At 59.1% G+C, this 24,379-nt stretch carries 24 protein-coding genes; 16 read left to right on the forward strand and 8 right to left on the reverse strand.

Features of this window, described 5'->3' with window-relative positions:
- Window positions 1-6: 6 nt before the first annotated feature.
- The 11 genes from BMZ10_RS24900 to BMZ10_RS24950 all read left to right on the forward strand — a co-directional run bounded on the left by BMZ10_RS24900 (window position 7) and on the right by BMZ10_RS24950 (window position 12,437).
- Window positions 7-834, forward strand: coding sequence for an ABC transporter permease (locus tag BMZ10_RS24900; protein ID WP_093468719.1), 828 nt, complete (start codon window positions 7-9; stop codon window positions 832-834).
- 194 nt (window positions 835-1,028) lie between these two features.
- Window positions 1,029-2,402 (forward strand): sigma-54 interaction domain-containing protein, encoded by a 1,374-nt coding sequence (locus tag BMZ10_RS24905; protein ID WP_093468722.1) that lies wholly within the window; start codon window positions 1,029-1,031, stop codon window positions 2,400-2,402.
- Between the two features lie 183 nt (window positions 2,403-2,585).
- Window positions 2,586-3,749, forward strand: a complete 1,164-nt coding sequence (locus tag BMZ10_RS24910; RefSeq protein ID WP_093468725.1) for an iron-containing alcohol dehydrogenase — start codon at window positions 2,586-2,588, stop codon at window positions 3,747-3,749.
- A gap of 88 nt (window positions 3,750-3,837) precedes the next feature.
- On the forward strand, window positions 3,838-5,262 hold the full coding sequence (locus BMZ10_RS24915; RefSeq protein ID WP_093468728.1) for a hypothetical protein: 1,425 nt from the start codon (window positions 3,838-3,840) through the stop codon (window positions 5,260-5,262).
- A 362-nt stretch (window positions 5,263-5,624) separates the two neighbouring features.
- A complete protein-coding gene (rpe, locus tag BMZ10_RS24920; protein ID WP_093468731.1) occupies window positions 5,625-6,296 on the forward strand; it encodes a ribulose-phosphate 3-epimerase in 672 nt (223 codons plus the stop codon).
- The gene (locus BMZ10_RS24925; RefSeq protein WP_093468734.1) at window positions 6,296-7,114 is read left to right on the forward strand and encodes a phosphoglycolate phosphatase; all 819 of its coding nucleotides are present in this window, start codon (window positions 6,296-6,298) and stop codon (window positions 7,112-7,114) included. Before rpe ends, BMZ10_RS24925 begins: the two co-directional genes overlap by 1 nt.
- A 70-nt stretch (window positions 7,115-7,184) precedes the next feature.
- Window positions 7,185-8,666, forward strand: coding sequence for an anthranilate synthase component I (trpE, locus tag BMZ10_RS24930; protein ID WP_093468737.1), 1,482 nt, complete (start codon window positions 7,185-7,187; stop codon window positions 8,664-8,666).
- Window positions 8,667-9,095: 429 nt separating this feature from the next.
- A complete protein-coding gene (locus BMZ10_RS24935; protein WP_093468740.1) occupies window positions 9,096-9,695 on the forward strand; it encodes an aminodeoxychorismate/anthranilate synthase component II in 600 nt (199 codons plus the stop codon).
- 18 nt (window positions 9,696-9,713) lie between these two features.
- The gene (gene trpD, locus BMZ10_RS24940) at window positions 9,714-10,763 is read left to right on the forward strand and encodes an anthranilate phosphoribosyltransferase (RefSeq protein WP_093468836.1); all 1,050 of its coding nucleotides are present in this window, start codon (window positions 9,714-9,716) and stop codon (window positions 10,761-10,763) included.
- On the forward strand, window positions 10,760-11,596 hold the full coding sequence (gene trpC, locus BMZ10_RS24945) for an indole-3-glycerol phosphate synthase TrpC (protein ID WP_093468743.1): 837 nt from the start codon (window positions 10,760-10,762) through the stop codon (window positions 11,594-11,596). The genes trpD and trpC overlap by 4 nt, the downstream gene beginning before the upstream one ends.
- Window positions 11,597-11,741: 145 nt before the next feature.
- Window positions 11,742-12,437 carry a lipoyl protein ligase domain-containing protein gene (locus BMZ10_RS24950; RefSeq protein WP_093468746.1) on the forward strand — a complete coding sequence of 232 codons (696 nt, stop codon included), beginning with the start codon at window positions 11,742-11,744 and terminating at the stop codon, window positions 12,435-12,437.
- A 24-nt stretch (window positions 12,438-12,461) separates the two neighbouring features.
- On the opposite strand, the gene crp is transcribed toward BMZ10_RS24950, so the two are convergent.
- Entirely contained in the window at window positions 12,462-13,106 is a 645-nt protein-coding gene (gene crp, locus BMZ10_RS24955) for a cAMP-activated global transcriptional regulator CRP (RefSeq protein ID WP_093468749.1), read from the reverse strand.
- A 206-nt stretch (window positions 13,107-13,312) separates the two neighbouring features.
- Between crp and BMZ10_RS24960 the strand changes: the two genes are divergently transcribed.
- Both BMZ10_RS24960 and speD read left to right on the forward strand, forming a co-directional pair.
- Complete coding sequence (locus tag BMZ10_RS24960; protein ID WP_093468752.1) at window positions 13,313-13,735, forward strand: OsmC family protein; 423 nt, start codon at window positions 13,313-13,315, stop codon at window positions 13,733-13,735.
- A 238-nt stretch (window positions 13,736-13,973) separates the two neighbouring features.
- Window positions 13,974-14,768 (forward strand): adenosylmethionine decarboxylase, encoded by a 795-nt coding sequence (speD, locus tag BMZ10_RS24965; RefSeq protein ID WP_093468755.1) that lies wholly within the window; start codon window positions 13,974-13,976, stop codon window positions 14,766-14,768.
- 75 nt (window positions 14,769-14,843) lie between these two features.
- On the opposite strand, the gene coq7 is transcribed toward speD, so the two are convergent.
- From coq7 to hemJ, 5 genes are all read right to left on the reverse strand, one after another.
- Window positions 14,844-15,491, reverse strand: coding sequence for a 2-polyprenyl-3-methyl-6-methoxy-1,4-benzoquinone monooxygenase (gene coq7 / locus BMZ10_RS24970; protein ID WP_093468758.1), 648 nt, complete (start codon window positions 15,489-15,491; stop codon window positions 14,844-14,846).
- A 124-nt stretch (window positions 15,492-15,615) separates the two neighbouring features.
- Window positions 15,616-15,954: a histidine triad nucleotide-binding protein gene (locus tag BMZ10_RS24975; RefSeq protein WP_074752196.1), complete on the reverse strand. Its 339-nt coding sequence runs from the start codon at window positions 15,952-15,954 to the stop codon at window positions 15,616-15,618.
- Window positions 15,955-16,039: 85 nt separating this feature from the next.
- A complete protein-coding gene (locus BMZ10_RS24980) occupies window positions 16,040-16,825 on the reverse strand; it encodes an SDR family NAD(P)-dependent oxidoreductase (RefSeq protein WP_093468761.1) in 786 nt (261 codons plus the stop codon).
- Between the two features lie 57 nt (window positions 16,826-16,882).
- Window positions 16,883-17,800: a DUF805 domain-containing protein gene (locus tag BMZ10_RS24985; protein WP_093468764.1), complete on the reverse strand. Its 918-nt coding sequence runs from the start codon at window positions 17,798-17,800 to the stop codon at window positions 16,883-16,885.
- Between the two features lie 46 nt (window positions 17,801-17,846).
- Window positions 17,847-18,272, reverse strand: a complete 426-nt coding sequence (gene hemJ / locus BMZ10_RS24990; RefSeq protein WP_093468767.1) for a protoporphyrinogen oxidase HemJ — start codon at window positions 18,270-18,272, stop codon at window positions 17,847-17,849.
- A 133-nt stretch (window positions 18,273-18,405) separates the two neighbouring features.
- On the opposite strand from hemJ, the gene argC reads away from it, so the two are divergent.
- On the forward strand, window positions 18,406-19,440 hold the full coding sequence (gene argC, locus BMZ10_RS24995; RefSeq protein ID WP_093468770.1) for an N-acetyl-gamma-glutamyl-phosphate reductase: 1,035 nt from the start codon (window positions 18,406-18,408) through the stop codon (window positions 19,438-19,440).
- A gap of 227 nt (window positions 19,441-19,667) precedes the next feature.
- Window positions 19,668-20,018, forward strand: a complete 351-nt coding sequence (gene erpA / locus BMZ10_RS25000) for an iron-sulfur cluster insertion protein ErpA (RefSeq protein ID WP_093468773.1) — start codon at window positions 19,668-19,670, stop codon at window positions 20,016-20,018.
- A 69-nt stretch (window positions 20,019-20,087) separates the two neighbouring features.
- Here erpA and BMZ10_RS25005 read toward each other — a convergent pair whose 3' ends face one another.
- Together BMZ10_RS25005 and BMZ10_RS25010 are read right to left on the reverse strand one after the other, a co-directional pair.
- Entirely contained in the window at window positions 20,088-21,179 is a 1,092-nt protein-coding gene (locus BMZ10_RS25005; RefSeq protein WP_093468776.1) for an anhydro-N-acetylmuramic acid kinase, read from the reverse strand.
- 3 nt (window positions 21,180-21,182) lie between these two features.
- A complete protein-coding gene (locus tag BMZ10_RS25010) occupies window positions 21,183-22,619 on the reverse strand; it encodes a peptidoglycan DD-metalloendopeptidase family protein (RefSeq protein ID WP_093468779.1) in 1,437 nt (478 codons plus the stop codon).
- Between the two features lie 211 nt (window positions 22,620-22,830).
- On the opposite strand from BMZ10_RS25010, the gene tyrS reads away from it, so the two are divergent.
- Window positions 22,831-24,030, forward strand: coding sequence for a tyrosine--tRNA ligase (gene tyrS, locus BMZ10_RS25015; RefSeq protein WP_093468782.1), 1,200 nt, complete (start codon window positions 22,831-22,833; stop codon window positions 24,028-24,030).
- Window positions 24,031-24,379 lie beyond the last annotated feature (349 nt).

Genomic DNA, 24,379 nt, shown 5'->3' on the forward strand with positions numbered 1-24,379 from the left:
ACTGACATGTTGAGCCCTTATTCCTCGCCCATCGAGCGGGTCTGGTTTTACACGCTGCGCATCCTGTGCGGGCTGATTCTGCTGTTTCTGGTCCTGCCTGTGCTGGTCATCGTGCCGCTTTCGTTCAACTCCGGCAGCTTTCTGGTCTACCCGCTGCAGGGCTTTTCGCTGCATTGGTATCAGGATTTCTTCGGCTCGGCGGAGTGGATGCGCTCGTTGAAGAACAGCCTGATCGTCGCGCCGGCCGCCACGGTCCTGGCGATGGGTTTCGGCACCTTGGCGGCGATTGGCCTGACCCGCAGCAACTTCCCCGGCAAATCGCTGGTCATGGCGCTGGTGATCTCGCCGATGGTGGTCCCGGTGGTGATCGTGGGTGTCGCAAGCTACCTGTTCTTCGCGCCGCTGGGCCTGGGCAACAGTTACACGTCGCTGATTCTGGTGCATGCGGTACTGGGTGTCCCGTTCGTGATCATCACGGTGTCGGCGACGCTGCAAGGCTTCAACTACAACCTGGTGCGCGCCGCCGCCAGCCTTGGCGCATCGCCCGTAACGGCGTTCCGTCGCGTGACGCTGCCGTTGATCGCGCCTGGCGTTATTTCAGGCGCGCTGTTTGCCTTCGCGACGTCGTTCGATGAGGTCGTAGTGACGCTGTTTCTGGCCGGCCCCGAGCAGGCAACGCTGCCACGGCAGATGTTCAGCGGCATTCGCGAAAACCTCAGCCCGACTATCGCAGCGGCCGCCACTTTGCTAATCGGCTTCTCCGTCATATTGCTGCTGGTGCTGGAGTGGCTGCGCGGCCGCAGCGAGAAATTGCGCACGGCGGTGGTGGAATAACGGCGTCCGCCGTATCGCGATGATCGTGCCCACGCTCTGCGTGGGCATGAAGGGCAGGACGCTCCGCGTCCGGTGACGCGGAGCGTCACGAGATGGATTCCCACGCGGAGCGTGGGAACCATCAACATCTGCTCTGCAACCTGCGCCACACCGTTTAAACTTCACCGCTCCCACCCACGCATGGAGCCCTGTCGGTGAACGTCAACGACGCCAGTTTCGAAGAACTGCTCAACGCTTTGCACGACGGCGTCTACATCACCGACGGCGACGGCAAGACGCTCAAGGTCAATCAGGCGTATGAGCGCCTGACCGGGCTGAGTGGCGCCGCTCTGATCGGACGGCCCATGCAGGAGTTGGTCAAGGAGGGCGTGATTTCGCAGTCGGCGTCATTGCGCGTGTTGCAGGAAGGGCGCCCGGTGTCGGTGATGCAGAGCCTGAGCCAAGGTAAAAAACTCCTGGTCAGCGCCACGCCGATTCTCGACAACGACCACCGGATTTCCTACGTCGTCAGCACCGTCCGCGACATGACCGAGCTGCTGCGCATGAAGCATGAGCGCGACGAGCTCCAGCAGCTCAAGCAACTGCGCAGCAGTACCGCCAAGCTGCATGCCGGTCAGCGGGACAATCTCTTGCACTCACCGCTCATGGCAGATCAGGAAGTCTCCGGCCGGGTTTTCGCGCTGGCGCGTCAGGTGGCCAACAGCGACGTGAAGGTCCTGCTGCAAGGCGAAACCGGCGTCGGCAAAACCCTCGTGGCACAGTTCATCCACAACACCAGCGCGCGGTCGAGCGAGCCTTTTCTGGCGCTGAACTGCGGCGCGTTGCCGGAGAACCTGATCGAAGCCGAACTGTTCGGCTACGCGCCGGGCGCATTTACCGGGGCGGGGCCGAAAGGCAAGCGGGGTCTTCTGGAGCTGGCACATCACGGCACCTTGTTTCTCGACGAGATCGGAGACTTGCCGCTGCCGGTTCAGGTCAAGCTGCTCAAGGTCATTGAAGAAAACCGTTTCATTCCGGTCGGCGGCCTTGAGCTCAAGGAAGTGGACGTACGCATCATCAGCGCCACCCATCACGACCTCAAGCAGTTAGTGGCGCAAGGCCGCTTTCGTGCGGATCTGTACTATCGGCTGAATGTCGTGCCCATTCAGATTCCGGCGTTGCGCGAGCGCAGCGAGGAAATTGCTCCGCTGCTGCATTACTACCTTGAGACGTTCAACGGCCGCTATCAACGGCAGGTGCAGTTCAGCCTCGAAGCGCTGGAGCTGATGTGCGAGTACACCTGGCCGGGCAACATCCGCGAACTGATCAATATCGTCGAGCGCCTTGTGGTGACCAGCCAGAGCGACGTCATCGAAGCGCTGGATTTGCCCGAAGAAATCCTCAATCTCGACCCGCAAAATACCGACGACAGCCGTCTGCCGCTGCGCAAAGTGCTGGAAAACGCCGAGCGTTCTGCCATTCGTGCCGCTCTGCAGTTGCACAAGACCACCCGATTGGCGGCCAAGGCGCTGGGGGTCAGCCAGGCGACCGTGGTGCAGAAGATGAAGCGCTGGGAACGTTCTGATTAGAATTTCAATCAAGCCCACCCAAACCGATCAGAAAATTGATCGCAACCGACCCGAAAATCTCCCTGCGAACGGCGCGTGATTTGCGCCAAACCTTCTGCCACGGGGCTTTGCGCCGATTGGCACAGCTTTCGCTATCTCATCCCGCACGTCTTCCAATAAAACAACGCACACAGGACGAGCCCGATGAGCACTTCTGCCTCCGCTATCAGCGCCTTCAAAATCGCCAACAAACTGATCACCGGCCCTGCCGCGATCGAGCAACTCGCCGCCGAGCTGACTCGCCTCAATGTCAATAATCCACTGATCGTGACCGATGCCATTCTGGTCAAGTCCGGCACTGTCGACCTCGCCCTCGCGCAGTTGGGCGGCCGTCGTCATGGCATTTTCGACCAGGTCAAACCCGAGCCTGAAATCTCCATCGTCGAAGACTGCACCCGCGCGTATCGAGACGGTGCTCACGACGGCCTGATCGGCCTTGGGGGCGGCAGCGCCATCGACATCGCCAAAGGAGTGGCCGCTTTCGCCGGCCATGAAGGTCCGTTGACCGAGCTGTTTGGCGTCGATCTGGTCAAGCGCAAAGGCCCGCCGCTCATTGCCATTCCGACAACAGCGGGCACCGGTTCGGAAGTCACGAACGTGGCGATCTTCTCGGACAAACAGGCGCAGTTGAAAAAAGGCATCGTCAGCGATTATCTGTTGCCCGACGTCGCGCTGGTCAGCCCGGTGATGACCCTGACTTGCCCGCGCAGTGTCACAGCCGCCAGCGGTGTCGATGCGCTGGTGCATGCCATCGAGTCCTATCTGTCGGTGAATGCGTCGCCGATCACTGACGCGATCGCGCTGGGCGCTATCAAGCTGATCGCAAAGGCTTTGCCCAAGGCCTACGCCAATCCCGCCAGTCTCCAGGCGCGCGAAGACATGGCAACCGCGAGTCTGATGGCGGGCATGGCGTTCGGTAATGCGGGCGTCGGCGCGGTGCATGCGTTGGCGTATCCGCTGGGTGGGCGATTCAATATTGCCCACGGCGTCAGCAACGCGTTGCTGCTGCCTTACGTCATGGAGTGGAACAAGATGGCTTGCGTGGAGCGATTCCGCGATATCGCTGAGGCCATGGGGGTGCGCGTCGCCCATCTGAGCGATAAAGAAGCAGCGGATCAGGCCGTCAAAGCCATGGCCGACCTGTGCGCCGCAGTGGACATTCCGTCCGGCATGCGCAGCTTCAATGTGCCCGAAGACGCGATTCCTGCAATGGCCGAAGAGGCCAGCAAGATCGACCGTCTGATGCGCAATAACCCGCGCAAGCTCACCGCTGGCGATATCGAAAAGATCTACCGCGCAGCCTACTGATCGACGCGCACCGCGACGCCCGAGCTGCGAGTGTTCGGGCGTCGCCGCTGCAAGACCCACAAATAAGACCAATAAGACAGGTGCACATATGTCCAACACTCCCCAGGCACGGAGCGAAAGCCCGTACATCCCGCTCGGCCCTTTCAAGGTGCGGTTGCCGTTCATTCACTACAAATTCGAGATGCCGGACTACCTCCAGGGCCTGCTGATGTGCGCCGTGGACCTGGCGGCCATCCCGCTGATGACCGAGCTGCTGGGCATGCCCTTCGAGGTCGCACTGGCGGTGGTCATGCTCAACGGGCTGCTTTATCTCACTCACCATTTGCTCGGCGATCCGACGGTGCCAGGATGGATCACGCCAGCCGTGCCTTTGCTAATGGCCTACTGCGCGCAGTTCCCGATGGGCCCGGAGCGTGTCCATGCGCTGATCGCGTTTCAATTGATGCTGGGGGTTTTTTCGATTGCGCTCGGTGCGACTGGGATGGCAAAGAAGGTGGTCGAATATGTGCCGTCCGCGATCAAGTCCGGGATCATTGTGGGTGCCGGGCTGAGCGCGGTGATCGCGGTGTTTCAGGTGGGCGGCAAATTCAATGTCCTGCCCTGGACCATCTCGATCGCGGTGGGCATCGCCTTCTATCTGATCTTCTCCCAGCATTTCAACGACCTCAAACAGCGCAACCGCTTCTGGTGGAATTTCGCCAAGCTCGGGATTCTGCCGATCATCCTGCTGGCCGTGGTGATCGCGCCGCTTTTTGGCGAAGCGCCCTGGCCGACGATTCAGTGGGGTATCAGCAAGCCAGACTTCGCCGGACTGTGGCATGACTACACCGTGTTCGGTCTGGGTATGCCGCCGCTGTCGATGTTCATTTCCGCACTTCCGACCATGCTGGCGGTTTACATCATCGTGTTTGGTGACGTGCTGAGTGCCAAATCGCTGCTTGATGAGGCAGAAACCGTTCGCACCGATGAGGTGGTGGACTACAACCCGGATCGCGCGCACCTGATTTTCGGCGCACGAAACGCCTTCATGAGCATCTTCGGGCCGGATGTCGCCATGTGTGGCCCGAAATGGGCGGCGATGCTGGTTGTCGTCATCGAACGTTTCAAAGGCGGCCCCAAGGCTATGCAATCTATCATCGGTGGCGTAGGGTCTTTCCGTTGGGGCACCAATACCGGTCTGCTGTTGCTGCCGGTGGTGACGCTGGTCCAGCCGATCCTCGGCGTCGCACTGTCGCTGACCCTGCTGATTCAGGGTTATGTGAGCGTGCGCCTGGGCATTCTCGAAGCCCGCAGCCAGCGCGACCTGGGCATTGCCGGGGTAATCGGCGCGGTGCTGGCGATAAAAGGGGCGAGCTGGGCGTTCGGCATCGGCGTCGTGCTCTGCCTGCTGATCTACGGCAGGAACTTCTTCAAAGGCGAGGTGGACGGGACGTTCAGCAAAGACCTCAAAGGGGCTGAGCCTAAACCCGCCACCAAGCCTGTGCGCATGAAGGAAGAAGCGCTGGTCGACTGATTCCCTAACGCGTCAGCGTCGGGCACACGCCAGTGGCTCGACGCCGATCGCTGTGGGAAAGCCCCAACGGTTTTAAAGCCCCTTCGATCAATGGCGTACACCCGACGCCTTCCCGGCTGAAGCCGGTCCTACGACAACCTCGGCGCGTCTGTGGGACCTGCGTCAGCCGGGAAGAGGCAGGTGCATGCTGCAGAGATGCAGTGGATGGCACTCAGCGTTCGTGAGCGAGCTCACCCCCACAGGTTCTGTGTACCGGGGCGGTCTGCTTGCACCTGACACGCATTCATCCGCCACGCGACGCACGTTTCAAACTCTTGGAGTACAATGCGCGCCACCGTGATTTCGCTCATAAAAGGTGCGTCATGCAGCCCTTCGCAATTGCTCCGTCGATTCTGTCCGCCGATTTCGCCCGTCTGGGTGAGGAAGTCGACAATGTTCTGGCCGCCGGTGCCGACGTCGTCCACTTCGATGTCATGGACAACCACTACGTCCCCAACCTGACCATCGGCCCGATGGTGTGTGCAGCGCTGCGCAAGTACGGCATCACCGCGCCCATTGACGTGCACCTGATGGTCAGCCCGGTTGACCGTATCATCGGCGATTTCGTCGAAGCGGGCGCCAGCTACATCACCTTCCACCCGGAAGCGACCCAGCACATCGACCGCTCTTTGCAACTGATCCGCGAAGGCGGCTGCAAGTCCGGCCTGGTGTTCAACCCGGCGACTCCGCTGAACCTGCTCGAATACGTCATGGACAAGGTCGACATGATCCTGCTCATGAGCGTCAACCCGGGCTTCGGCGGTCAGAAATTCATTCCCGGTACCCTCAACAAGCTGCGCGAAGCCCGTGCGCTGATCGATGCTTCCGGTCATGACATCCGCCTCGAGATCGACGGCGGTGTCAACGTCAACAACATCCGTGAAATCGCCGCTGCCGGCGCCGATACGTTTGTTGCCGGTTCGGCCATCTTCAATGCGCCTGACTACCGGGAAGTCATTGAGAAAATGCGTGCAGAACTGGCGCTGGCTCGTTGATGAGCGGCTTCGAGCAGCTGTTCCCGGGTCGTCTGCCCAAGCTGATCATGTTCGATCTGGACGGCACGCTGGTCGACTCGGTGCCGGATCTGGCCGCAGCCGTGGACAAAACTCTGATTCAGCTCGGGCACGCCCCGGCGGGCATCGAGCGTGTTCGCGACTGGATCGGTAACGGCGTGCGCGTGCTGGTACGCCGCGCGCTGGCCAACGACATGGACCACTCAGGCGTCGACGAGGCATCCACTGAAGCGGCACTGGCCATCTTCATGGAAGCCTACGGCGAGAACCATGCGTTGACCAAGGTTTACCCCGGCGTGCGCGAGACCCTCAAGTGGTTGCAAAAGAAGGGCGTCGAAATGGCCCTGATCACCAATAAGCCCGAGCGCTTCGTGGCGCCGCTGCTCGATGACATGAAGCTGGGGCGTTTTTTCCGCTGGATCGTTGGCGGCGATACGCTGCCACAGCAGAAGCCCGATCCCGCCGCGTTGTTCTTCGTCATGAAAATGGCCGGTGTTCCGGGCTCGCAATCGCTGTTTGTCGGTGACTCGCGTAACGATGTCCTGGCGGCGAAAGCGGCCGGTGTGACCTGCGTTGCAATGAGTTATGGCTACAACCATGGTCGCCCGATTGCCGAGGAATCTCCGGCGCTGGTGATCGACGATTTGCGCAAACTGATTCCCGGTTGCTTAGATCTTGGGGCTGAGATAACGTTGCCCGACGTTCAACACCCCTCCTTTAGAGAATCCATCGTGGTGGTCACTCGCAAACTCTGGATGAAAGTCATCAAGGCCCTGGCCCGCTGGCGTTGGCGCGCCTGACTGGAATCTGGCCGGGCCCTCCGGCGCGTTTGCACACCTGACCGTTTTACCCTCAGACCACGAGGCTGACATGACCCGCGAAGAATTCCTGCGTTTGGCCGCTGACGGCTACAACCGCATTCCGCTTGCCCACGAAACTCTGGCCGACTTCGATACGCCGCTGTCGATCTACCTCAAACTCGCCGACGAGCCGAACTCCTATCTGCTGGAATCGGTACAGGGCGGCGAGAAGTGGGGTCGCTACTCGATCATCGGGCTGCCATGCCGTACTGTAATGCGCGCGCATGACCACAGGATCAGCGTCACCCACGATGGCGTCGAAATCGAGACGCTCGAAACCGAAGACCCGCTGGCGTTCGTCGAAACCTTCAAAGCCCGCTACAACGTCCCGACCATTCCCGGCCTGCCTCGTTTCAATGGCGGTCTGGTGGGGTACTTCGGCTACGACTGCGTACGCTATGTCGAGCCCCGCCTGGGTAAATGTCCGAACCCGGACCCACTCGGTGTCCCGGATATCCTATTGATGGTGTCCGATGCGGTCGTGGTGTTCGACAACCTGGCCGGCAAGATGCACGCCATCGTGCTGGTCGATCCGGCGCAGCCGCAGGCGTATGAAAGCGGTCTGGCGCGGCTTGAGCAACTGATGGAGAAACTCCGTCAGCCCATCACCCCGCGGCGCGGCCTGGACCTGACCCGTCCGCAAGCGGCAGATCCGGTATTCCGTTCGAGCTTCACTCAAGCGGACTACGAAAAAGCCGTCGACACCATCAAGGAGTACATCCTGGCGGGCGACTGCATGCAGGTCGTGCCCTCCCAGCGCATGTCCATCGATTTCAAGGCGGCACCGATCGATCTCTATCGCGCGCTGCGTTGCTTCAACCCGACGCCGTACATGTACTTTTTCAACTTCGGCGACTTCCACGTCGTTGGCAGTTCGCCGGAAGTGCTGGTGCGCGTCGAAGACAACCTGATCACCGTGCGTCCAATCGCCGGTACGCGTCCCCGTGGCGCGACCGAGGAAGCCGACCACGCGCTGGAAGTCGACCTGTTGTCCGACGATAAAGAGATCGCCGAACACCTGATGCTGATCGACCTGGGCCGTAACGACACCGGGCGTGTCTCGGAAGTCGGCTCGGTGAAACTCACCGAGAAGATGGTCATCGAGCGTTATTCCAATGTCATGCACATCGTTTCCAACGTAACTGGTCAACTGAAAAGCGGGCTGACAGCGATGGACGCGCTGCGCGCCATTCTGCCGGCGGGCACGCTGTCCGGCGCGCCGAAGATTCGCGCGATGGAAATCATCGACGAGCTGGAACCGGTCAAACGCGGCGTGTACGGCGGCGCGGTGGGGTACTTCGCCTGGAACGGCAACATGGACACGGCGATTGCCATCCGCACTGCCGTGATCAAGAACGGCGAACTGCACGTGCAGGCCGGTGGCGGTATTGTCGCTGATTCGGTGCCGGCGCTTGAGTGGGAAGAAACCCTGAACAAACGCCGCGCGATGTTCCGCGCCGTGGCGTTGGCAGAACAAACGCCCGAGGCGTGATGTCCTGATCGGTGAAAGCGGGCCGCGTGCCCGCTTTTCATCTGCGGTTTCTGCGCCTGCCCAATATCCCGGATCTGATTCTTGAACAGTACGTCCAAATCCAGCCAAATAGCGCTCGGCCCGCGCCACCGGGGCACGGTGATATTGCGCCCTATGCGTCGGTACGCTACTGTGCGGCAACGTATGAACGAGACCTTTCCTGTGTCGATTGTCAGCAAACTCTTGATGCGCGTTATCAAGGCTCACGCCCGTTGGCGTTGGCGCGCCTGACTATTCCCCTGCCGGCCATGCCGGACCTGTATTGATATGCCTTCTGAAACCTCGGTCAGCACCGCCTCGCCGGACCACGTCCCGCGACCCACCGTGCACAACCGTGGACCGAGAATCGAAGGCCACGTTAGAAGTCAGTAATTCAAAAGGTTAAGCACCATGCTGCTGATGATCGATAACTACGACTCCTTCACTTATAACGTCGTGCAGTACCTCGGTGAACTGGGTGCCGACGTTAAAGTGATCCGCAACGACGAGTTGACCGTTGCCGAAATCGAAGCCCTCAACCCGGAGCGCATCGTCGTCTCGCCGGGCCCTTGCACGCCGAATGAAGCGGGCGTGTCCCTTGATGTCATCAAACACTTTGCCGGCAAACTGCCTGTCCTGGGCGTCTGCCTGGGGCATCAGTCCATCGGCCAGGCGTTTGGCGGCGACGTGGTGCGGGCCCGTCAGGTGATGCACGGCAAGACCAGCGATCTGGTCCACGAAGACAGAGGCGTGTTCGAGGGCCTGAAACATCCATTGACCGTGACGCGTTACCACTCGCTGGTGGTCAAGCGCGAGACGCTGCCCGACTGCCTGGAAGTGACGGCCTGGACTCAGCTGGAAGACGGCTCGGTCGACGAAATCATGGGCTTGCGCCACAAAACGTTGAACGTCGAGGGGGTGCAGTTCCACCCCGAGTCGATCCTCTCCGAGCAGGGTCATGAGCTGTTCGCCAACTTCCTCAAGCAGACCGGCGGCACTCGTCAGGGTTAAGGACACTTCGAAATGGCTATGGATATAAAAACGGCGCTGGGCCGTGTCGTTAACCACCTGGACCTGAGCACCGATGAAATGCGCGACGTCATGCGCGAAATCATGACCGGGCAGTGCACGCAGGCGCAGATCGGCGCTTTTCTGATGGGCATGCGCATGAAGAGCGAAAGCATCGATGAAATCGTCGGTGCGGTTTCGGTCATGCGCGAGCTGGCGGACAAGGTCCAGCTCGGCACACTGGATGGGGTGGTCGACATCGTCGGCACCGGTGGCGACGGGGCAAACATTTTCAACGTCTCGACGGCCGCCTCGTTCGTCATCGCAGCGGCGGGCTGCACCGTTGCCAAGCACGGCAACCGGGCGGTATCGGGCAAAAGCGGCAGTGCCGATCTGCTCGAAGCCGCCGGTGTTTACCTCAACCTGACGCCGGTACAGGTCGCGCGCTGCATCGACAGCGTGGGCATTGGTTTCATGTTCGCACAGACGCATCACGGCGCGATGAAGCATGCCGCCGGCCCGCGCAAAGAGTTGGGCCTGCGTACGCTGTTCAACATGCTAGGCCCAATGACCAACCCTGCCGGCGTGAAACATCAAGTGATCGGCGTATTCAGCCAGGCGCTGTGCCGGCCTATGGCCGAAGTCATGCTGCGCCTGGGCAGCAAACACGTATTGGTCGTGCATTCTCAGGATGGCCTGGACGAGTTCAGCCTTGCCGCGCCGACGTTCGTCGCGGAACTGAAGAACGGTGAAGTGACCGAATACTCTGTACAACCCGAAGATCTGGGCATGAAAAGCCAGAGTCTGTTCGGGTTGGTGGTCGACAGCCCGGCGCAGTCGCTGGAATTGATCCGCGACGCGTTGGGACGCCGCAAGACCGAACACGGGCAGAAAGCCGCTGAAATGATAGTGCTCAATGCAGGCGCCGCGCTCTATGCTGCAGACCATGCCTCTTCGTTGAAAGAAGGCGTGGCCCTTGCACATGACGCATTGCACACGGGCCTGGCCCGCGAAAAGCTGGAAGAGTTGGGTGCCTTTACCGCGGTATTCAAGCAGGAGAACGAAGGATGAGCGTGCCGACGGTGTTGGAAAAAATTCTCGCCCGCAAGGCAGAAGAGGTGGCCGCACGACGCGCCAGCGTCAGTCATTCCGAGCTGGAGACGCTGGTCGCCACAGCCGACGCGCCGCGTGGGTTCGCCATGGCGTTGATCGAGCAGGCCAAGCGAAAGCAACCAGCCGTGATTGCCGAGATCAAAAAAGCTTCGCCGAGCAAGGGCGTGATCCGGGAAAACTTCCAGCCGGCGGAAATCGCCAGAAGTTATGAAGCGGGCGGCGCGACCTGCCTTTCTGTGCTGACCGATATCGACTTCTTTCAGGGCGCCGATGCCTATCTGAAAGAGGCGCGCGGTGCCTGCAAGCTGCCCGTGATCCGCAAGGATTTCATGATTGATCCTTACCAGATCGTCGAAGCTCGGGCTTTGGGTGCCGACTGCATCCTGCTGATCGTGTCGGCGCTGGATGACGTGAAGATGGCTGAACTGGCGGCGGTCGCCAAAGCCAACCAACTCGACGTGCTGGTTGAAGTTCACGATGGCGATGAGCTGGAGCGTGCGTTGAAAACCCTGGACACGCCGCTTGTCGGCATCAACAACCGCAACCTGCACACCTTCGAGGTCAGCCTGGAAACCACGCTCGATCTGTTGCCCCGTATTCCGCGCGATCGCCTGGTGGTCACCGAGAGCGGGATTCTCAATCGCGCCGATGTGGAGCTGATGGAGATCAACGAGGTTTATTCATTCCTGGTCGGCGAGGCATTCATGCGCGCTGAAAAACCAGGTGTGGAGTTGCAGCGGCTGTTCTTCCCTGAAAAAGGCACTGCGATCAAATCCAGTTCCCTGGATTGACCACGGTCAGTACCGTGATACCTGCAGGAAAAATCGTGCTGGCTTCTGCCTGGGCTCCAGGTGCTGACGAGGTTGACGGAAATGGCCTCGTCGAATGCCCGCCCATTCCTGCAGAGGCATTGGCACATTCAGGTCGGAGGGCAACATGGCCGCTCAGGTGATCGACATCGGCGTAGAAGAAGGGCTCAAGGCCGAGCAGGACTTGCTGGCTTCGGTCTGCGCGGGAGATGCCGATTACGGGTTGTTGTTCTGGCGGCCGTCCGATCACGCCTTGGTGATGCCGCGCCGCCTCAGTCGATCAGGTGGTTTCACGGAAGCCAGCGAAACCCTGTCTGATATCGGCTGGCCCATTTTGCTGCGCGAAAGCGGCGGCGAACCGGTCCCGCAGTCTCCGGCCACGGTAAACGTGGCACTCGTCTACGTTCAGCCCAAATCCGACCTGGATCGCGACCGCATTGAAAAGGCTTACATGCGCTTGTGTCAGCCGATGCTCGATGTGTTGATGGAGCTGGGCGGCGAGGCGTCTCTGGGCGAGGTAGACGGGGCGTTCTGCGACGGTCGATTCAACGTCAATCTGAGCGGCCGCAAAATGGTCGGTACGGCTCAGCGCTGGCGCCAGAGCCAGGGCGGTCAGCGCCCCGTGGTTTTGGCCCATGGTGCAATGTTGCTCGATAACGAGCGGCTGGAGATGGTGAATGCCGTCAACCGCTTCAACCAGATGTGTGATCTGGAGCAGCGATGCCGAGCGGACAGTCATATAGCGTTGCACGAGCTGTTCGCGGCACCGGATTTCGTCTCTCGTTTGAGCGACCGGTACGCACGCATGTTCGCTGAGCTGTGAAACGTGCCTGTGCCGCTCACGAGTTCAACGCGTGCCAAACACCACCATTGTCTTGCCGCGCACGTGCACCAGATTCTGTTCTTCCAGTGACTTGAGCACCCGCCCGACCATTTCCCGCGAGCACCCGACGATCCGGCCGATTTCCTGACGGGTGATTTTGATTTGCATGCCGTCGGGGTGAGTCATCGCGTCCGGTTGCTTGCACAGGTCGAGCAGGCTGCGCGCAACTCGACCGGTCACGTCCAGAAACGCCAGATCGCCCACTTTGCGAGTGGTATTGCGCAAACGCTCCGCCATTTGTCCGCCTATGGCGTACATCAATTCGGGATCGTGCTGACTCAGCTCGCGGAATTTGGCGTAGCTGATCTCGGCCACTTCGCATTCCGTTTTGGCGCGCACCCATGCGCTTCGCTGTGAGCCGCTCGGCGCTTGCTGGAAAAGTCCCAGTTCGCCGAAGAAATCGCCGCTGTTGAGGTAGGCGACGATCATCTCCCGGCCTTCGTTATCCTCGATCAGAATTGTCACCGAACCTTTGAGAATCAGGTACAGCGACTCCGATTGCTCTCCGGCACAGATGATGTTGCTTTTGGCTGGGCATCGCCTCCGTTGTGCGTAGGGGAGAAGCTTGTCGGCGATTTTCAACTTGTTCGGAGGGGTCATGGCGACCATGGCTGTATCCCGTAAAAAACTGCGCCCGGAGGCATTCTTATAGGTATCGGCAGTATTTCCGATTTGACACAGTTCCACAGCGGCAAATTGCCATTTTTTCCGAAATTTCCTACGTTTCTGTCGTTGATCGGCATTTCCGGTCGACGCTGCGACATCGTAGCCCTGTGCTAAGCTGGCCGCCTTTTTCTAGCATGGGAGTCCTGGCGATGAAGGCGCGTATTCAATGGGCAGGTGAGGCCATGTTTCTTGGCGAATCTGGCAGCGGTCACGTGGTTGTCATGGATGGTCCGCCGGAAAGCGGCGGTCGCAATCTGGGCGTGCGGCCTATGGAGATGGTGCTGATCGGTCTGGGTGGCTGCAGCAACTTCGACGTGGTCAGCATCCTGAAGAAAGCACGCCAGCCGATCGAAAGCTGCGAAGCGTTTCTTGAAGCCGAGCGCGCGACCGAGGATCCGAAAGTGTTCACGAAGATCCACCTGCATTTCGTCGTGAAAGGTCGCGGTCTGAAAGAGACTCAGGTCAAGCGGGCCATCGAACTGTCGGCCGAGAAATACTGCTCCGCGTCGATCATGCTCGGTAACGCAGGCGTGGAAATCACCCACGATTACGAAATCATCGAGCTGGGCTGATCAACGCCCAATTTTCATAAAAGCGGCGCAGGCTATGGCATGCGACTTCTGACGTCTGCATAATGCGCCCCTTTTTCAGGGCGCGACTGCCGGGACCTTCCTGGCTCGCCTCCGACCAGACAACCAAAATCGCCAACGCGAAGAGGTGTTAACCGTCCTACGCAGCTGAGCCGGGCTCAGTTGACGGGCATGCTTGATCACGCGGCCTGGGCCGCACCCATATAGAGAGTTTTTAACGGTGAAAAGCAAACTCAAGCTCCACGGGTTCAATAACCTGACTAAGACCTTGAGCTTCAACATCTATGACATCTGCTATGCGGAAACCCCGCAGGATCAGCAGGCCTACGTCGAGTACATCAACAGCGTGTACGACGCTGAGCGCCTGACGCGGATTCTCACGGATGTTGTCGATATCATTGGCGCGAACATCCTGAACATCGCCCGTCAGGACTACGACCCACAAGGCGCCAGTGTCACGATCTTGATCTCCGAGCAGCCGGTTACGCCAACCGACAGCCAGATCGAAGAATCCCCAGGCCCGTTGCCGGAGACCATCCTTGCGCACCTGGACAAGAGCCACATCACGGTTCACACCTATCCCGAGATTCACCCGGTCGACGGCATTGCGACGTTCCGTGTGGACATCGACGTATCGACCTGCGGCGTGATTTCCCCGCTCAAGGCGCTGAACTACCTGATCCACAAGTTCGAGTCCGACATCGTCACCGTCGACTATCGGGTGCGCGGCTTCACCCGCGACGTAGAAGGCAAGAAGCACTTCATCGATCACGAGATCAACTCGATCCAGAACTACCTCTCCGAAGACACCCGCGACAGTTACCAGATGACTGACGTGAACGTGTATCAGGAAAACCTGTTCCACACCAAGATGCTGCTCAAGCAATTTGACTTGGACAATTACCTGTTCGGCGACGCGACCAGCAACCTTTCGCCGGAGCAGCGCGAACAGGTCACTGGCCGCGTAAAACACGAAATGCTGGAAATTTTCTACGGCCGCAACATGCCGGTCTGAAGACTCAACCGCATAAACAAAAAAGGCGCCCATCGAGGCGCCTTTTTTGTGTTCAACAACATCAATCCCAGATCATCAGATCCGATACGTACTTTTGGTCATCACCTTGGCCAGCAGGCTCATGCCAAATTTGACCGGTGCCGGAAAGCGGAAGCCGCCCGCCTGAATGGCACCCTCGGCATGTTGCTCTTCGTCGGTGCGCATCTGCTCAAGAATCGCCCGGGATTTTTCATCCTCAATCGGCAATTGTTCCAGATGTTCGTTCAAATGCTTGCACACCTGATCTTCGGTCGCTGCGACGAAACCAAGACTCACACGGTCGCTGATCAGGCCGGCGACTGCACCGATCCCGAACGACATGCCGTAGAAAACAGGGTTGAGCACGCTGGTATGGCTGCCCAGCTGATGAATGCGTTGCTCGCACCACACCAGATGGTCGATTTCTTCTTCAGCCGCATGTTCCATCGCCTTGCGCACGTGGGGCAACCTGGCGGTGAGCGCCTGGCCCTGATACAGCGCCTGGGCGCACACTTCGCCGGTATGGTTGATGCGCATCAGGCCGGCAACGTGGCGGGTGTCGGTCTCGCTCATCTTGGTGTCGGGCTGGACGATGGCAGGCGAGGGTCGATGGGAATGCGCGCTGGCAGGCAGCAGCGTCTTCATCGCGGCATCGGCCTGAAGTAGAAAACGATCGATAGGGGAGTAGTGACGTTCGGTAGCCATGGGCACCTCCGGATAAATCCACGGCGGCCAGTCTACCTCAATCGATGTGGCGAGGCTTGTTCTGCGTCAGCCCGCCGAGGTGCATGTCAGACACTCGGCGGACGTAACTCTTTGATATCGCGACTCAGCCCGGCGGCCAGGTCATCTGGCGCTTGCCCAGCACATGCATATGAATGTGATAGACGGTCTGGCCACCTTTCTCGTTGGTATTCATCACCACGCGAAAACCGTCCTCGCAGCCTTGCTCTTTCGCCAGACGCTGCGCGGTAAAGAGGATGTGGCCCAACAGGCCTTTGTCTTCTTCGGTGACGTCGTTAAGGGTGCGGATCGGTTTTTTCGGGATAACCAGAAAATGCACCGGCGCCTGAGGGGCGATATCGTGAAACGCCAGCACCTGATCATCTTCGTAGATGATCTTGGCCGGTATCTCCCGGTTGATGATCTTGGTGAACAGAGTTTCCACAGCCTTGTTTCTCCGTTTCTGGGGGGATGAACCGAGTGTACTGAGCGAGTCGCGCTGCGCCCAGACGTTTGTACCGCTTGGTTGATCAGGCTGAGGTGCGTGACTTGAGCAGCGATCCCCAGATTTTCCGCGTCATCCAACGGCCTGTGAGGCGAGGCAAGCGGGTTATGAACCGGTTGCGCCAGCCAGGAATGATCACTGCGCGGTTCTTGTCGAGTGCGCGAACGGTGTACAGCGCGATCTCTTCCGCCGTCATGGTCTTGTCGTCGGTGAATTTATCAGCGCTCAACTGCGCGGTGCGGAAGAACGACGTTCGAGTCGGCCCCGGGCACAAGACTGAAATCTTCACGCCGGTCTTTTTCAGCTCTTCGCGCAGGCCTTCGGAAAAATGCAGGACGTAGGCCTTACTGGCAGCATAGGTGCTCATCCACGGGCCGGGTTGAAAGCCCATGATCGACGCGACATTGAGGATCTGCCCGCCACCCTGAACGGCCATCAGATTGCCCACGGTGTGGCACAGGCGCGTCAATGCCAACACGTTGAGGTCCAGCAGGTCCTGCTCCTGCGCCCATTCCTGCGCCAGAAAAGGGCCGCTGTTGCCGATTCCCGCGCAGTTCACCAACAGGTCGATCTGCCGCTCGCCCTCTTCAAGTTCCAGCAGAAATCCCGACAGGCGCAATGGCTCCCCCAGATCGCAGGCACGGAACAGGACCTCGACGCCGAAGCGCTGAGTGAACTCGATAGCGATGCTTTCCAGCATGTCCCGGTGGCGAGCGACCAGAATGAGGTTGCGACCTCGGCGGGCCAAGGCTTCGGCCAATGCCAGGCCGATGCCGCTGGATGCACCTGTGACCAGGGCGTAACGGGTCATGCAATTCTCCAGTGAGGGTGTAGCGAGTGTTGAGACAGCTTCCATGCTGCCAGTAAGTTATTGGTCGTCTTCGTTGTCGGAAGAGTCACCAACATCTGCAGGATCGACGGGTACCTCAGGTTGCGCTGCGTCATCGTCGTCATAAGGCAGAGACTGCTCGTAATCGCCAGTGGTTGCCTCTACTTCGTCCTGAATGGTCTGGAAACCGTCTCTGACCCCGCCGATGAACACCAGTGCAAGAATCAACAGCCAAAGCGTGGCAAGAATCTTGACCCCCCGGTTGTTGGGAGGCGGCGGCGGACCATACGCATTCGGGCCGGCGTTGCCGGGAATCGCGATCAGCAAAAGAGGGAAGAACGTGCCGATAATGGGCACCAGATAGAGCAACAGCAGCCACGCCGACCAGCCTGCATCATGCAGGCGCTGCGCGCCAATCTGGATGCACACCACGATCACCGCCACGAGGGCAATGGTGCCAAGCAGCCCACCGGCAATCAGCGACACGCTCAGTATCGCGAAGCAGAAGCCGCTGATGACCATGGCCACCAGGACCAGCACCATGCTCCACGCCAGATAGCGCAAGCGGCCGATCCGGCCTTGCACGCTGAACACTTTGAGCGCGCCGACATCGGGCCAGTCCTGGGTAGCCGATGCTCGAGGTGGCGCATAGGGCGAAACAGCGGGTTCGAAGGCCGGTGTCCGCGGCGCGACCTGCTCGACTTCATCAAGAGTCAAGATCAAGGGTTCTTCGGGCTCGATCCGGCCTTCCACGCCCGCATCGTTCAGCGCCTTCAGATAACGCTGCGCATCGTCCTGGGTAAGGCCGCGCTTGACCGTCACCGGCCGGGTCGCGAACAAGCGGTCTATGCCGGACACGTCGCTCTTGAACAGCTGGGCCAGATTAAGACGCGCGGTTTCCAGCTCTACACCGGGCCGCAGCTGCCCCTCGAAAACGATCTTGAAGTGTTCGGCCATACGCGGCTTCCTTGTCTTGAGTGAAATACGACTCAAAGGGCTGCAATCAGAACGGCTTGACGACCACCAGGATGACGATAGCCAGAAGAATCAATACAGGGATTTCGTTGAACCAGCGATAGAAAACATGGCTGCGGCCGTTTTCTCCGCGTGCGAAGCGTTTGACCTGTGCGCCACAGACATGGTGATAGCCGATCAGCAAGACCACCAGCGTGAGTTTGGCGTGCATCCAGCCTTGCTGGAGGAATCCGGGGGTGAGCGTGATCAGCCAGATGCCGAACACCAACGTTGCAATCATCGCCGGGCCCATGATGCCCCGGTAGAGCTTGCGCTCCATGGTGCAAAAACGCTCGCGGCTGACGCTGTCCTCGCTCATCGCGTGATAGACGAACAGTCGCGGAAGGTAGAACAAGCCTGCGAACCAGCAGACGATCGAAACAATATGCAGCGCTTTTATCCAGAGATAGAGCATTTTTGGTTTTTCCAGGATCACGGTGGCGCAAATAGTAGTGGCTTGAACGCCCGTACGTCACGTTCACGGTTGTCCCGCAGGCGACGGGCCCATATTATCAGCGGCTTTCCAGTGGTTTCGTTGAGGGCAGATTATGGTCAAGGTCGGTATCGTCGGCGGCACGGGTTACACCGGCGTCGAGTTGCTGCGTCTGTTGGCGCAACATCCAGAAGCAGAAGTGGTAGCGATCACTTCGCGCTCCGAGGCGGGCCTTCCAGTCGCCGACATGTACCCGAACCTGCGCGGCCACTATGACGGCCTGGCGTTCAGCGTTCCGGACGTCAAGGTCCTTGGCGCTTGCGATGTGGTGTTCTTCGCCACGCCCCACGGGGTGGCCCACGCGTTGGCAGGTGAACTGCTGGCGGCCGGCACCAAGGTGATCGATCTGTCCGCAGACTTCCGACTGCAGGATCCTGTGGAGTGGGCCAAGTGGTACAACCAGCCGCACGGCGCGCCGGAATTGCTGGGCGAGGCCGTTTACGGGCTGCCAGAAGTCAACCGCGAAAAAATCAAGGGCGCTCGCCTGATCGCCGTTCCGGGGTGCTACCCGACGGCGACGCAGTTGGGTTTTCTGCCATTGCTCGAAGCAGGGCTTGCCGATCCGACCCGCCTGATCGCTGACTGCAAATCCGGCATCAGTGGCGCAGGCCGTGGCGCCAGCGTGGGTTCGTTGTATTCGGAAACCAGCGAGAGCTTCAAGGCTTACGCGGTAAAAGGTCACCGCCATCTTCCCGAGATCAGCCAAGGACTGCGCCGTGCCGCGGGCGGAGACATCGGCCTGACGTTTGTCCCGCATTTGACGCCGATGATTCGTGGCATTCACGCGACCTTGTATTCGACCGTTGTGGACAAGTCGGTCGACCTGCAGGCGTTGTTCGAAAAGCGCTACGCGAACGAGCCTTTCGTCGACGTCATGCCAGCCGGCAGTCACCCGGAAACCCGCAGCGTGCGCGGCGCCAACGTCTGTCGCATTGCAGTGCATCGTCCACAGGACGGCGATGTGGTCGTGGTGCTCTCGGTCATCGACAACCTGGTCAAAGGCGCGTCGGGTCAGGCTGTGCAGAACATGAACATCATGTTTGAACTGGACGAGCGCATGGGCCTGTCTCACGCCGGAATGCTGCCTTGACGCAGCTGCGAGCGGCGAGCGGCGAGCGGCGAGCTTCAGGCTGCAAGTTGGAAGGTGCACATGATGCTTTCAGCTTTCAGCTTTCAGCTTTCAGCTTTCAGCTTTCAGCTTGCAGCTTATCGCTTGAAGCTACTCGCTGCCGTCAGAATAGTTGACCAATTTTCTAGGACAAGCGGATAATGCGCGCATTACGCATTATGACGGCTTAGCGCCGGGAGACTTTGAGCATGAGCGTTGAAACCTTCACTCCAGTGGCTTTGGAATTCACTCACGGTGCTGCGCACAAAGTGAAGACTCTGGTCGACGAAGAGGGTAATGACCGCCTGAAGTTGCGTGTATTCGTGACCGGCGGGGGCTGTTCCGGCTTTCAATATGGCTTCACCTTCGATGAGGATGTGGCCGACGACGACACCATTGTCGAGCGCGAGGGCGTCAGCCTGGTCGTCGATCCGATGAGCTTCCAGTATCTGGCAGGCGCTGAAGTGGACTATCAGGAAGGTCTCGAAGGTTCTCGCTTCGTGATCAAGAACCCGAACGCCGCCACCACCTGTGGTTGCGGATCGTCGTTCTCCATCTGAGTCATACGTTGCAAACGAAAACGCCGCGCTTATGCGCGGCGTTTTGCATTTCGGCAGGCTGCGTGTCGGTTACGCAGGATAGATCGCACCGAGTACACGCAGTCCCGCAGCGCCGGTGACGCTCGGGCGGTTGGCCGGAACGCTTTCCAGCGCGCAGTGCGCAAGCCAGGCAAAGGCCATCGCCTCGACCCAGTCAGGGTCGACACCGAATTCCGCAGTGCTGGAAACCTTCGTATCTGGCAGCAGGGCAGCCAGTCTGTTCATCAGTGCCTTGTTGTGCGCACCGCCACCACACACCAGCAGTTCTTTGGTCTGTGCCTGAGCCGACTGCAGCGATTCGGTGATGCTCAAGGCCGTCACTTCCAGCAACGTCGCCTGCACATCTTCAGGTTTGAGCGTTGGCAGCTGAAACAGGTGATGGTGAACCCAGCCCAGGTTGAACACTTCGCGTCCGGTACTCTTCGGGCCTTTGGTCTGGAAGAACTGGTCACTGAGCATGGACTTCAGCAAATCGGGGTTAACTGTCCCGCTTTCGCCCCAAGCCCCATCCTTGTCGTAGCTCAGGCCGCGCTGGGCTTGAATCCAGGCGTCAAGCAACACGTTGCCCGGCCCCGAGTCGAAGCCTGAAACCGGCTTGTCGATCTCGATCAGGCTGAGGTTGCTGAATCCGCCGACGTTCAAGACGGCGCGATAGTCCTTGTTGTCGTCGAACAGTGCTTCATGAAACGCGGGGACGAGGGGAGCACCTTGACCGCCTGCGGCGATATCGCGCTTGCGGAAGTCACTGACGACAGTAATCCCGGTCAGCTCTGCCAGCAGGGCAGGGTTGCCGATTTGCACGGTGAAACCACGCGCCGGCTCGTGGCGAATGGTCTGACCGTGGCTGCCGATGGCGCGGATCTCGCCGGCAAGTACGTTCTGCTGGTCCAGCAGCGCATGCACGCCTTGGGCTGCAAGGCGAACCCATTTCTGCTCCGCAATACCGGCGCGCGCCAGTTCATCCGGACCGCTGGCACAAAGGCCCAGAAGCTCGGCGCGCAGCTCATCCGGCATAGGAATGTAATAGGTGCCGAGCAGACGTGGTCGGTCATCCTGTTCAACGAGGGCGAAGTCGAGTCCATCAAGACTGCTTCCGGACATTACACCTACATATAAAGTCATGGGTCAGCGCTTACTCGAGGCCAGCATGGTGGCCTTTTCCTGGTCCATGCGCGCCATCAGAGGTTGGCTTTCTTGCATGAACCGCTGTTTTTCGGACTTGGCGATCGGGTCGGCCATTGGCAGCTTCTGGCCCAACGGATCAACGTGAACGCCATTTACCTGGAACTCATAATGTACATGCGGACCTGTGGACAGGCCGGTCGTTCCAATATAGCCGATGACTTGACCTTGCTTGACGCTCGAGCCGTTTTGAATGCCTTTGGCGAAGCCCTGCATGTGGCCGTACAGCGTGCGATAGGTTTCGCCGTGCTGAATGATGACCGTGTTGCCGTAACCGCCACGACGCCCGGCCAGAATGACTTTGCCGTCACCGGTCGCCTTGATCGGCGTGCCACGAGGCGCGGCATAGTCGATGCCTTTGTGAGCGCGGATCTTGTTCAGAATCGGGTGCTTGCGTCCCATGGAAAACATCGAGCTGATGCGCGCGAACTCGACGGGCGTGCGAATGAACGCCTTGCGCATGCTGTTGCCATCGGCCGTGTAGTAATTGGTGTTGCCTTGCTTGTTGGTATAGCGAACAGCGGTGTAGGTCTTGCCACGGTTGGTGAAGCGCGCCGAGAGAATGTTGCCGGTGCCGACCGTCTTGCCGTTGACGACCTTCTGCTCGTAGATCACGTCGAATTCGTCACCCTTGCGAATGTCCTGAGCGAAATCCACGTCATAGCCAAAGATGTTGGCCATGTCCATGGTCATGCTGTGGCTCAGGCCTGCGCGCTGTGCCGATTGCGACAATGAATTACTGATGATCCCGTGAACGTAGGCCGTGCGCACGTTCGGTTTGCTGACGTCACGCGTGAAGGTGTAGCCCTTGTCGGTGCGCGAGAGGCTGATGCTCTCCAGATCGCTGAGCTTGCTGTGCAATTGCTTGAGGTTGCCTTCAGGCGAAAGCTCGAATTGCAGAACCTGACCGTTCTTGAGCTGGCTGAACTGCCTGGCTTGCTTGTCGCTGGCGATGACCTCATGAACGGTGGCCGGTGGAAGGCCCACCTTCTCGAACAGCGTCGAGAGGGTATCGCCCTTGGAAACCACGACTTCTCTGTGATTCGGGCTTTTGGCTGCCGCGACCGCTTCAGGCTTTGCAGCCGGCTTCTGTGGTTCGGCGTCGGCGGTGTTATTGGGCTCGTCAGCGCCGTTGTCGATTTGCGCAAACGGAGAATTTGCAGGTGGCTCTGTGGCTTGAGTCTGATCCTGAGCGTCTTGTTCTTGCTTGAACTGATCGGATGGCGTGTCCAGCTCGAGGGACAGGTTGGTCTTTTTGGCTTCGACATCGCTGGATGGAAAAACCAGAAGCGCCAGGCTCAGCAAGGCTGCGATACCGCTTGCAGCTAGCAGGTGGCTCTTCGGATAAAGCGGCGGCGCTTTAGGCGGAGTGTCGTTCATAAGTAATTTTGACTTTGAAAAAAGATGAAATGGAAAAGATGAATGACATGATGAAGATGAAATAACTGTATAAAATATAACCAAATCTCGCCTGAGGCAAGCTTGCGATCGGATCGTTCCGCGATTCGTCGAGCGCGTGTTCCCGGAACTTGTATTTGGGCGGCGATCTTGTATGGTTGTTTCCCTTTGAAATAAGGCTTACGGGGCGGTTATGAAGTCGGTTGAAGAGCAGCTAGCGCTGATCAAGCGTGGCGCAGATGAACTCCTTGTCGAGTCCGAGCTGATCGCGAAACTCAAGCGTGGTCAGCCACTGCGCATCAAGGCCGGTTTTGACCCTACGGCTCCTGATCTGCACTTGGGTCACACGGTGCTTATTAATAAGCTGCGCCAATTCCAGGACCTGGGTCACCAGGTGATCTTCCTGATTGGGGACTTCACCGGCATGATCGGTGACCCTAGCGGCAAGAGCGCCACGCGCCCGCCGCTGACTCGCGAGCAGGTTCTTGATTATGCCGAGACGTACAAGGCGCAAGTCTTCAAGATTCTCGATCCCGCTAAAACTGAAGTGGCCTTCAACTCCAGCTGGATGGATCAGTTGAGTCCGGCGGACTTCATTCGCCTGTCTTCCCAGTACACGGTCGCTCGCATGCTCGAGCGCGATGATTTCGACAAGCGATACAAATCCAACCAGTCCATTGCAATCCATGAGTTCCTGTATCCATTGGTGCAGGGCTACGACTCAGTAGCGTTGCGTGCTGATGTCGAGCTTGGCGGTACTGACCAGAAATTCAACCTGCTGATGGGGCGCGAGCTTCAGCGTGCGTACGGGCAAGAAGCTCAGTGCGTACTGACCATGCCGTTGCTGGAAGGTCTGGACGGTGTGAAGAAGATGTCCAAGTCGCTGGGTAACTACGTGGGTATCCAGGAAGCGCCCGGCATCATGTACAGCAAGCTGGTTTCCATTCCTGATGCATTGATGTGGCGCTACTTCGAGCTGCTGAGCTTCCGCTCCATGGAAGAGATCGAGGGTTTCAAGGCCGACTGTGAGAAAGGTGCAAACCCGCGCGACATCAAAATCAAGCTGGCCGAGGAAATCGTTGCTCGTTTCCATGGTGAGGAAGCCGCAGCATCGGCGCATCGCTCCGCCGGGAATCGCATGAAAGACGGTGAACTGCCTGACGACTTGCCGGAGATCGCCTTGTCGGCAGCCGAAGACATGCCGATTGCCGCTGTCCTTAATAAGGCAGGCTTGGTCAAGAACTCTGCAGTCGCTCGTGATCTGTTGACTTCCGGTGGTGTACGCATAGATGGTGAAGTCGTGGATCGCGGTTTCATCTTCAAGATCGGCGCGACCCATGTTTGTCAGGCCGGGAAGAAGGCTTTCGGTCGCGTTACGCTGAATCGGGAATAAAGTTTGAATTAGGGGTTGACGCCCCTCTCAATGTCTCTATAATTCGCCCCACTTCCGGCGCAGACGAAACGGAAAACTCCTTGAGATTCAACGAGTTAGACGAAGTAAGCAGCGTGGAGGGGCTTCGATTCAGGTCACTGAATCGGCAGCGGTGAAAAAGGTGGTTGACAGCAGATTGTAACGCTGTAGAATTCGCCTCCCGCTGACGTGAGACGCCAAGTCGAACGAAGCGCAAGTGGTTGAAGTTGCAAAGGAAACTTTGAAAACTTCTGAAAATAACCGCTTGACAGATGATGAGGACGCTGTAGAATGCGCGCCTCGGTTGAGACGAAAGGCTCTTGACCAACCG

The sequence above is a fragment of the Pseudomonas sp. NFR16 genome (assembly GCF_900108875.1).
GTDB lineage: Bacteria > Pseudomonadota > Gammaproteobacteria > Pseudomonadales > Pseudomonadaceae > Aquipseudomonas.

Coding starts and splice junctions, on each gene's coding strand:
- erpA (WP_093468773.1), top strand. CDS start 19,668: ATGAGCGTTGAAACCTTCACTCCAGTGGCTTTGGAATTCACTCACGGT.
- crp (WP_093468749.1), bottom strand. CDS start 13,106: ATGGTCGCCATGACCCCTCCGAACAAGTTGAAAATCGCCGACAAGCTT.
- BMZ10_RS24960 (WP_093468752.1), top strand. CDS start 13,313: ATGAAGGCGCGTATTCAATGGGCAGGTGAGGCCATGTTTCTTGGCGAA.
- BMZ10_RS24900 (WP_093468719.1), top strand. CDS start 7: ATGTTGAGCCCTTATTCCTCGCCCATCGAGCGGGTCTGGTTTTACACG.
- tyrS (WP_093468782.1), top strand. CDS start 22,831: ATGAAGTCGGTTGAAGAGCAGCTAGCGCTGATCAAGCGTGGCGCAGAT.
- trpD (WP_093468836.1), top strand. CDS start 9,714: ATGGATATAAAAACGGCGCTGGGCCGTGTCGTTAACCACCTGGACCTG.
- hemJ (WP_093468767.1), bottom strand. CDS start 18,272: ATGCTCTATCTCTGGATAAAAGCGCTGCATATTGTTTCGATCGTCTGC.
- BMZ10_RS25005 (WP_093468776.1), bottom strand. CDS start 21,179: ATGACTTTATATGTAGGTGTAATGTCCGGAAGCAGTCTTGATGGACTC.
- BMZ10_RS24985 (WP_093468764.1), bottom strand. CDS start 17,800: ATGGCCGAACACTTCAAGATCGTTTTCGAGGGGCAGCTGCGGCCCGGT.
- BMZ10_RS24935 (WP_093468740.1), top strand. CDS start 9,096: ATGCTGCTGATGATCGATAACTACGACTCCTTCACTTATAACGTCGTG.
- BMZ10_RS25010 (WP_093468779.1), bottom strand. CDS start 22,619: ATGAACGACACTCCGCCTAAAGCGCCGCCGCTTTATCCGAAGAGCCAC.
- rpe (WP_093468731.1), top strand. CDS start 5,625: ATGCAGCCCTTCGCAATTGCTCCGTCGATTCTGTCCGCCGATTTCGCC.
- BMZ10_RS24980 (WP_093468761.1), bottom strand. CDS start 16,825: ATGACCCGTTACGCCCTGGTCACAGGTGCATCCAGCGGCATCGGCCTG.
- BMZ10_RS24925 (WP_093468734.1), top strand. CDS start 6,296: ATGAGCGGCTTCGAGCAGCTGTTCCCGGGTCGTCTGCCCAAGCTGATC.
- trpE (WP_093468737.1), top strand. CDS start 7,185: ATGACCCGCGAAGAATTCCTGCGTTTGGCCGCTGACGGCTACAACCGC.
- coq7 (WP_093468758.1), bottom strand. CDS start 15,491: ATGGCTACCGAACGTCACTACTCCCCTATCGATCGTTTTCTACTTCAG.
- argC (WP_093468770.1), top strand. CDS start 18,406: ATGGTCAAGGTCGGTATCGTCGGCGGCACGGGTTACACCGGCGTCGAG.
- BMZ10_RS24910 (WP_093468725.1), top strand. CDS start 2,586: ATGAGCACTTCTGCCTCCGCTATCAGCGCCTTCAAAATCGCCAACAAA.
- BMZ10_RS24915 (WP_093468728.1), top strand. CDS start 3,838: ATGTCCAACACTCCCCAGGCACGGAGCGAAAGCCCGTACATCCCGCTC.
- BMZ10_RS24950 (WP_093468746.1), top strand. CDS start 11,742: ATGGCCGCTCAGGTGATCGACATCGGCGTAGAAGAAGGGCTCAAGGCC.
- trpC (WP_093468743.1), top strand. CDS start 10,760: ATGAGCGTGCCGACGGTGTTGGAAAAAATTCTCGCCCGCAAGGCAGAA.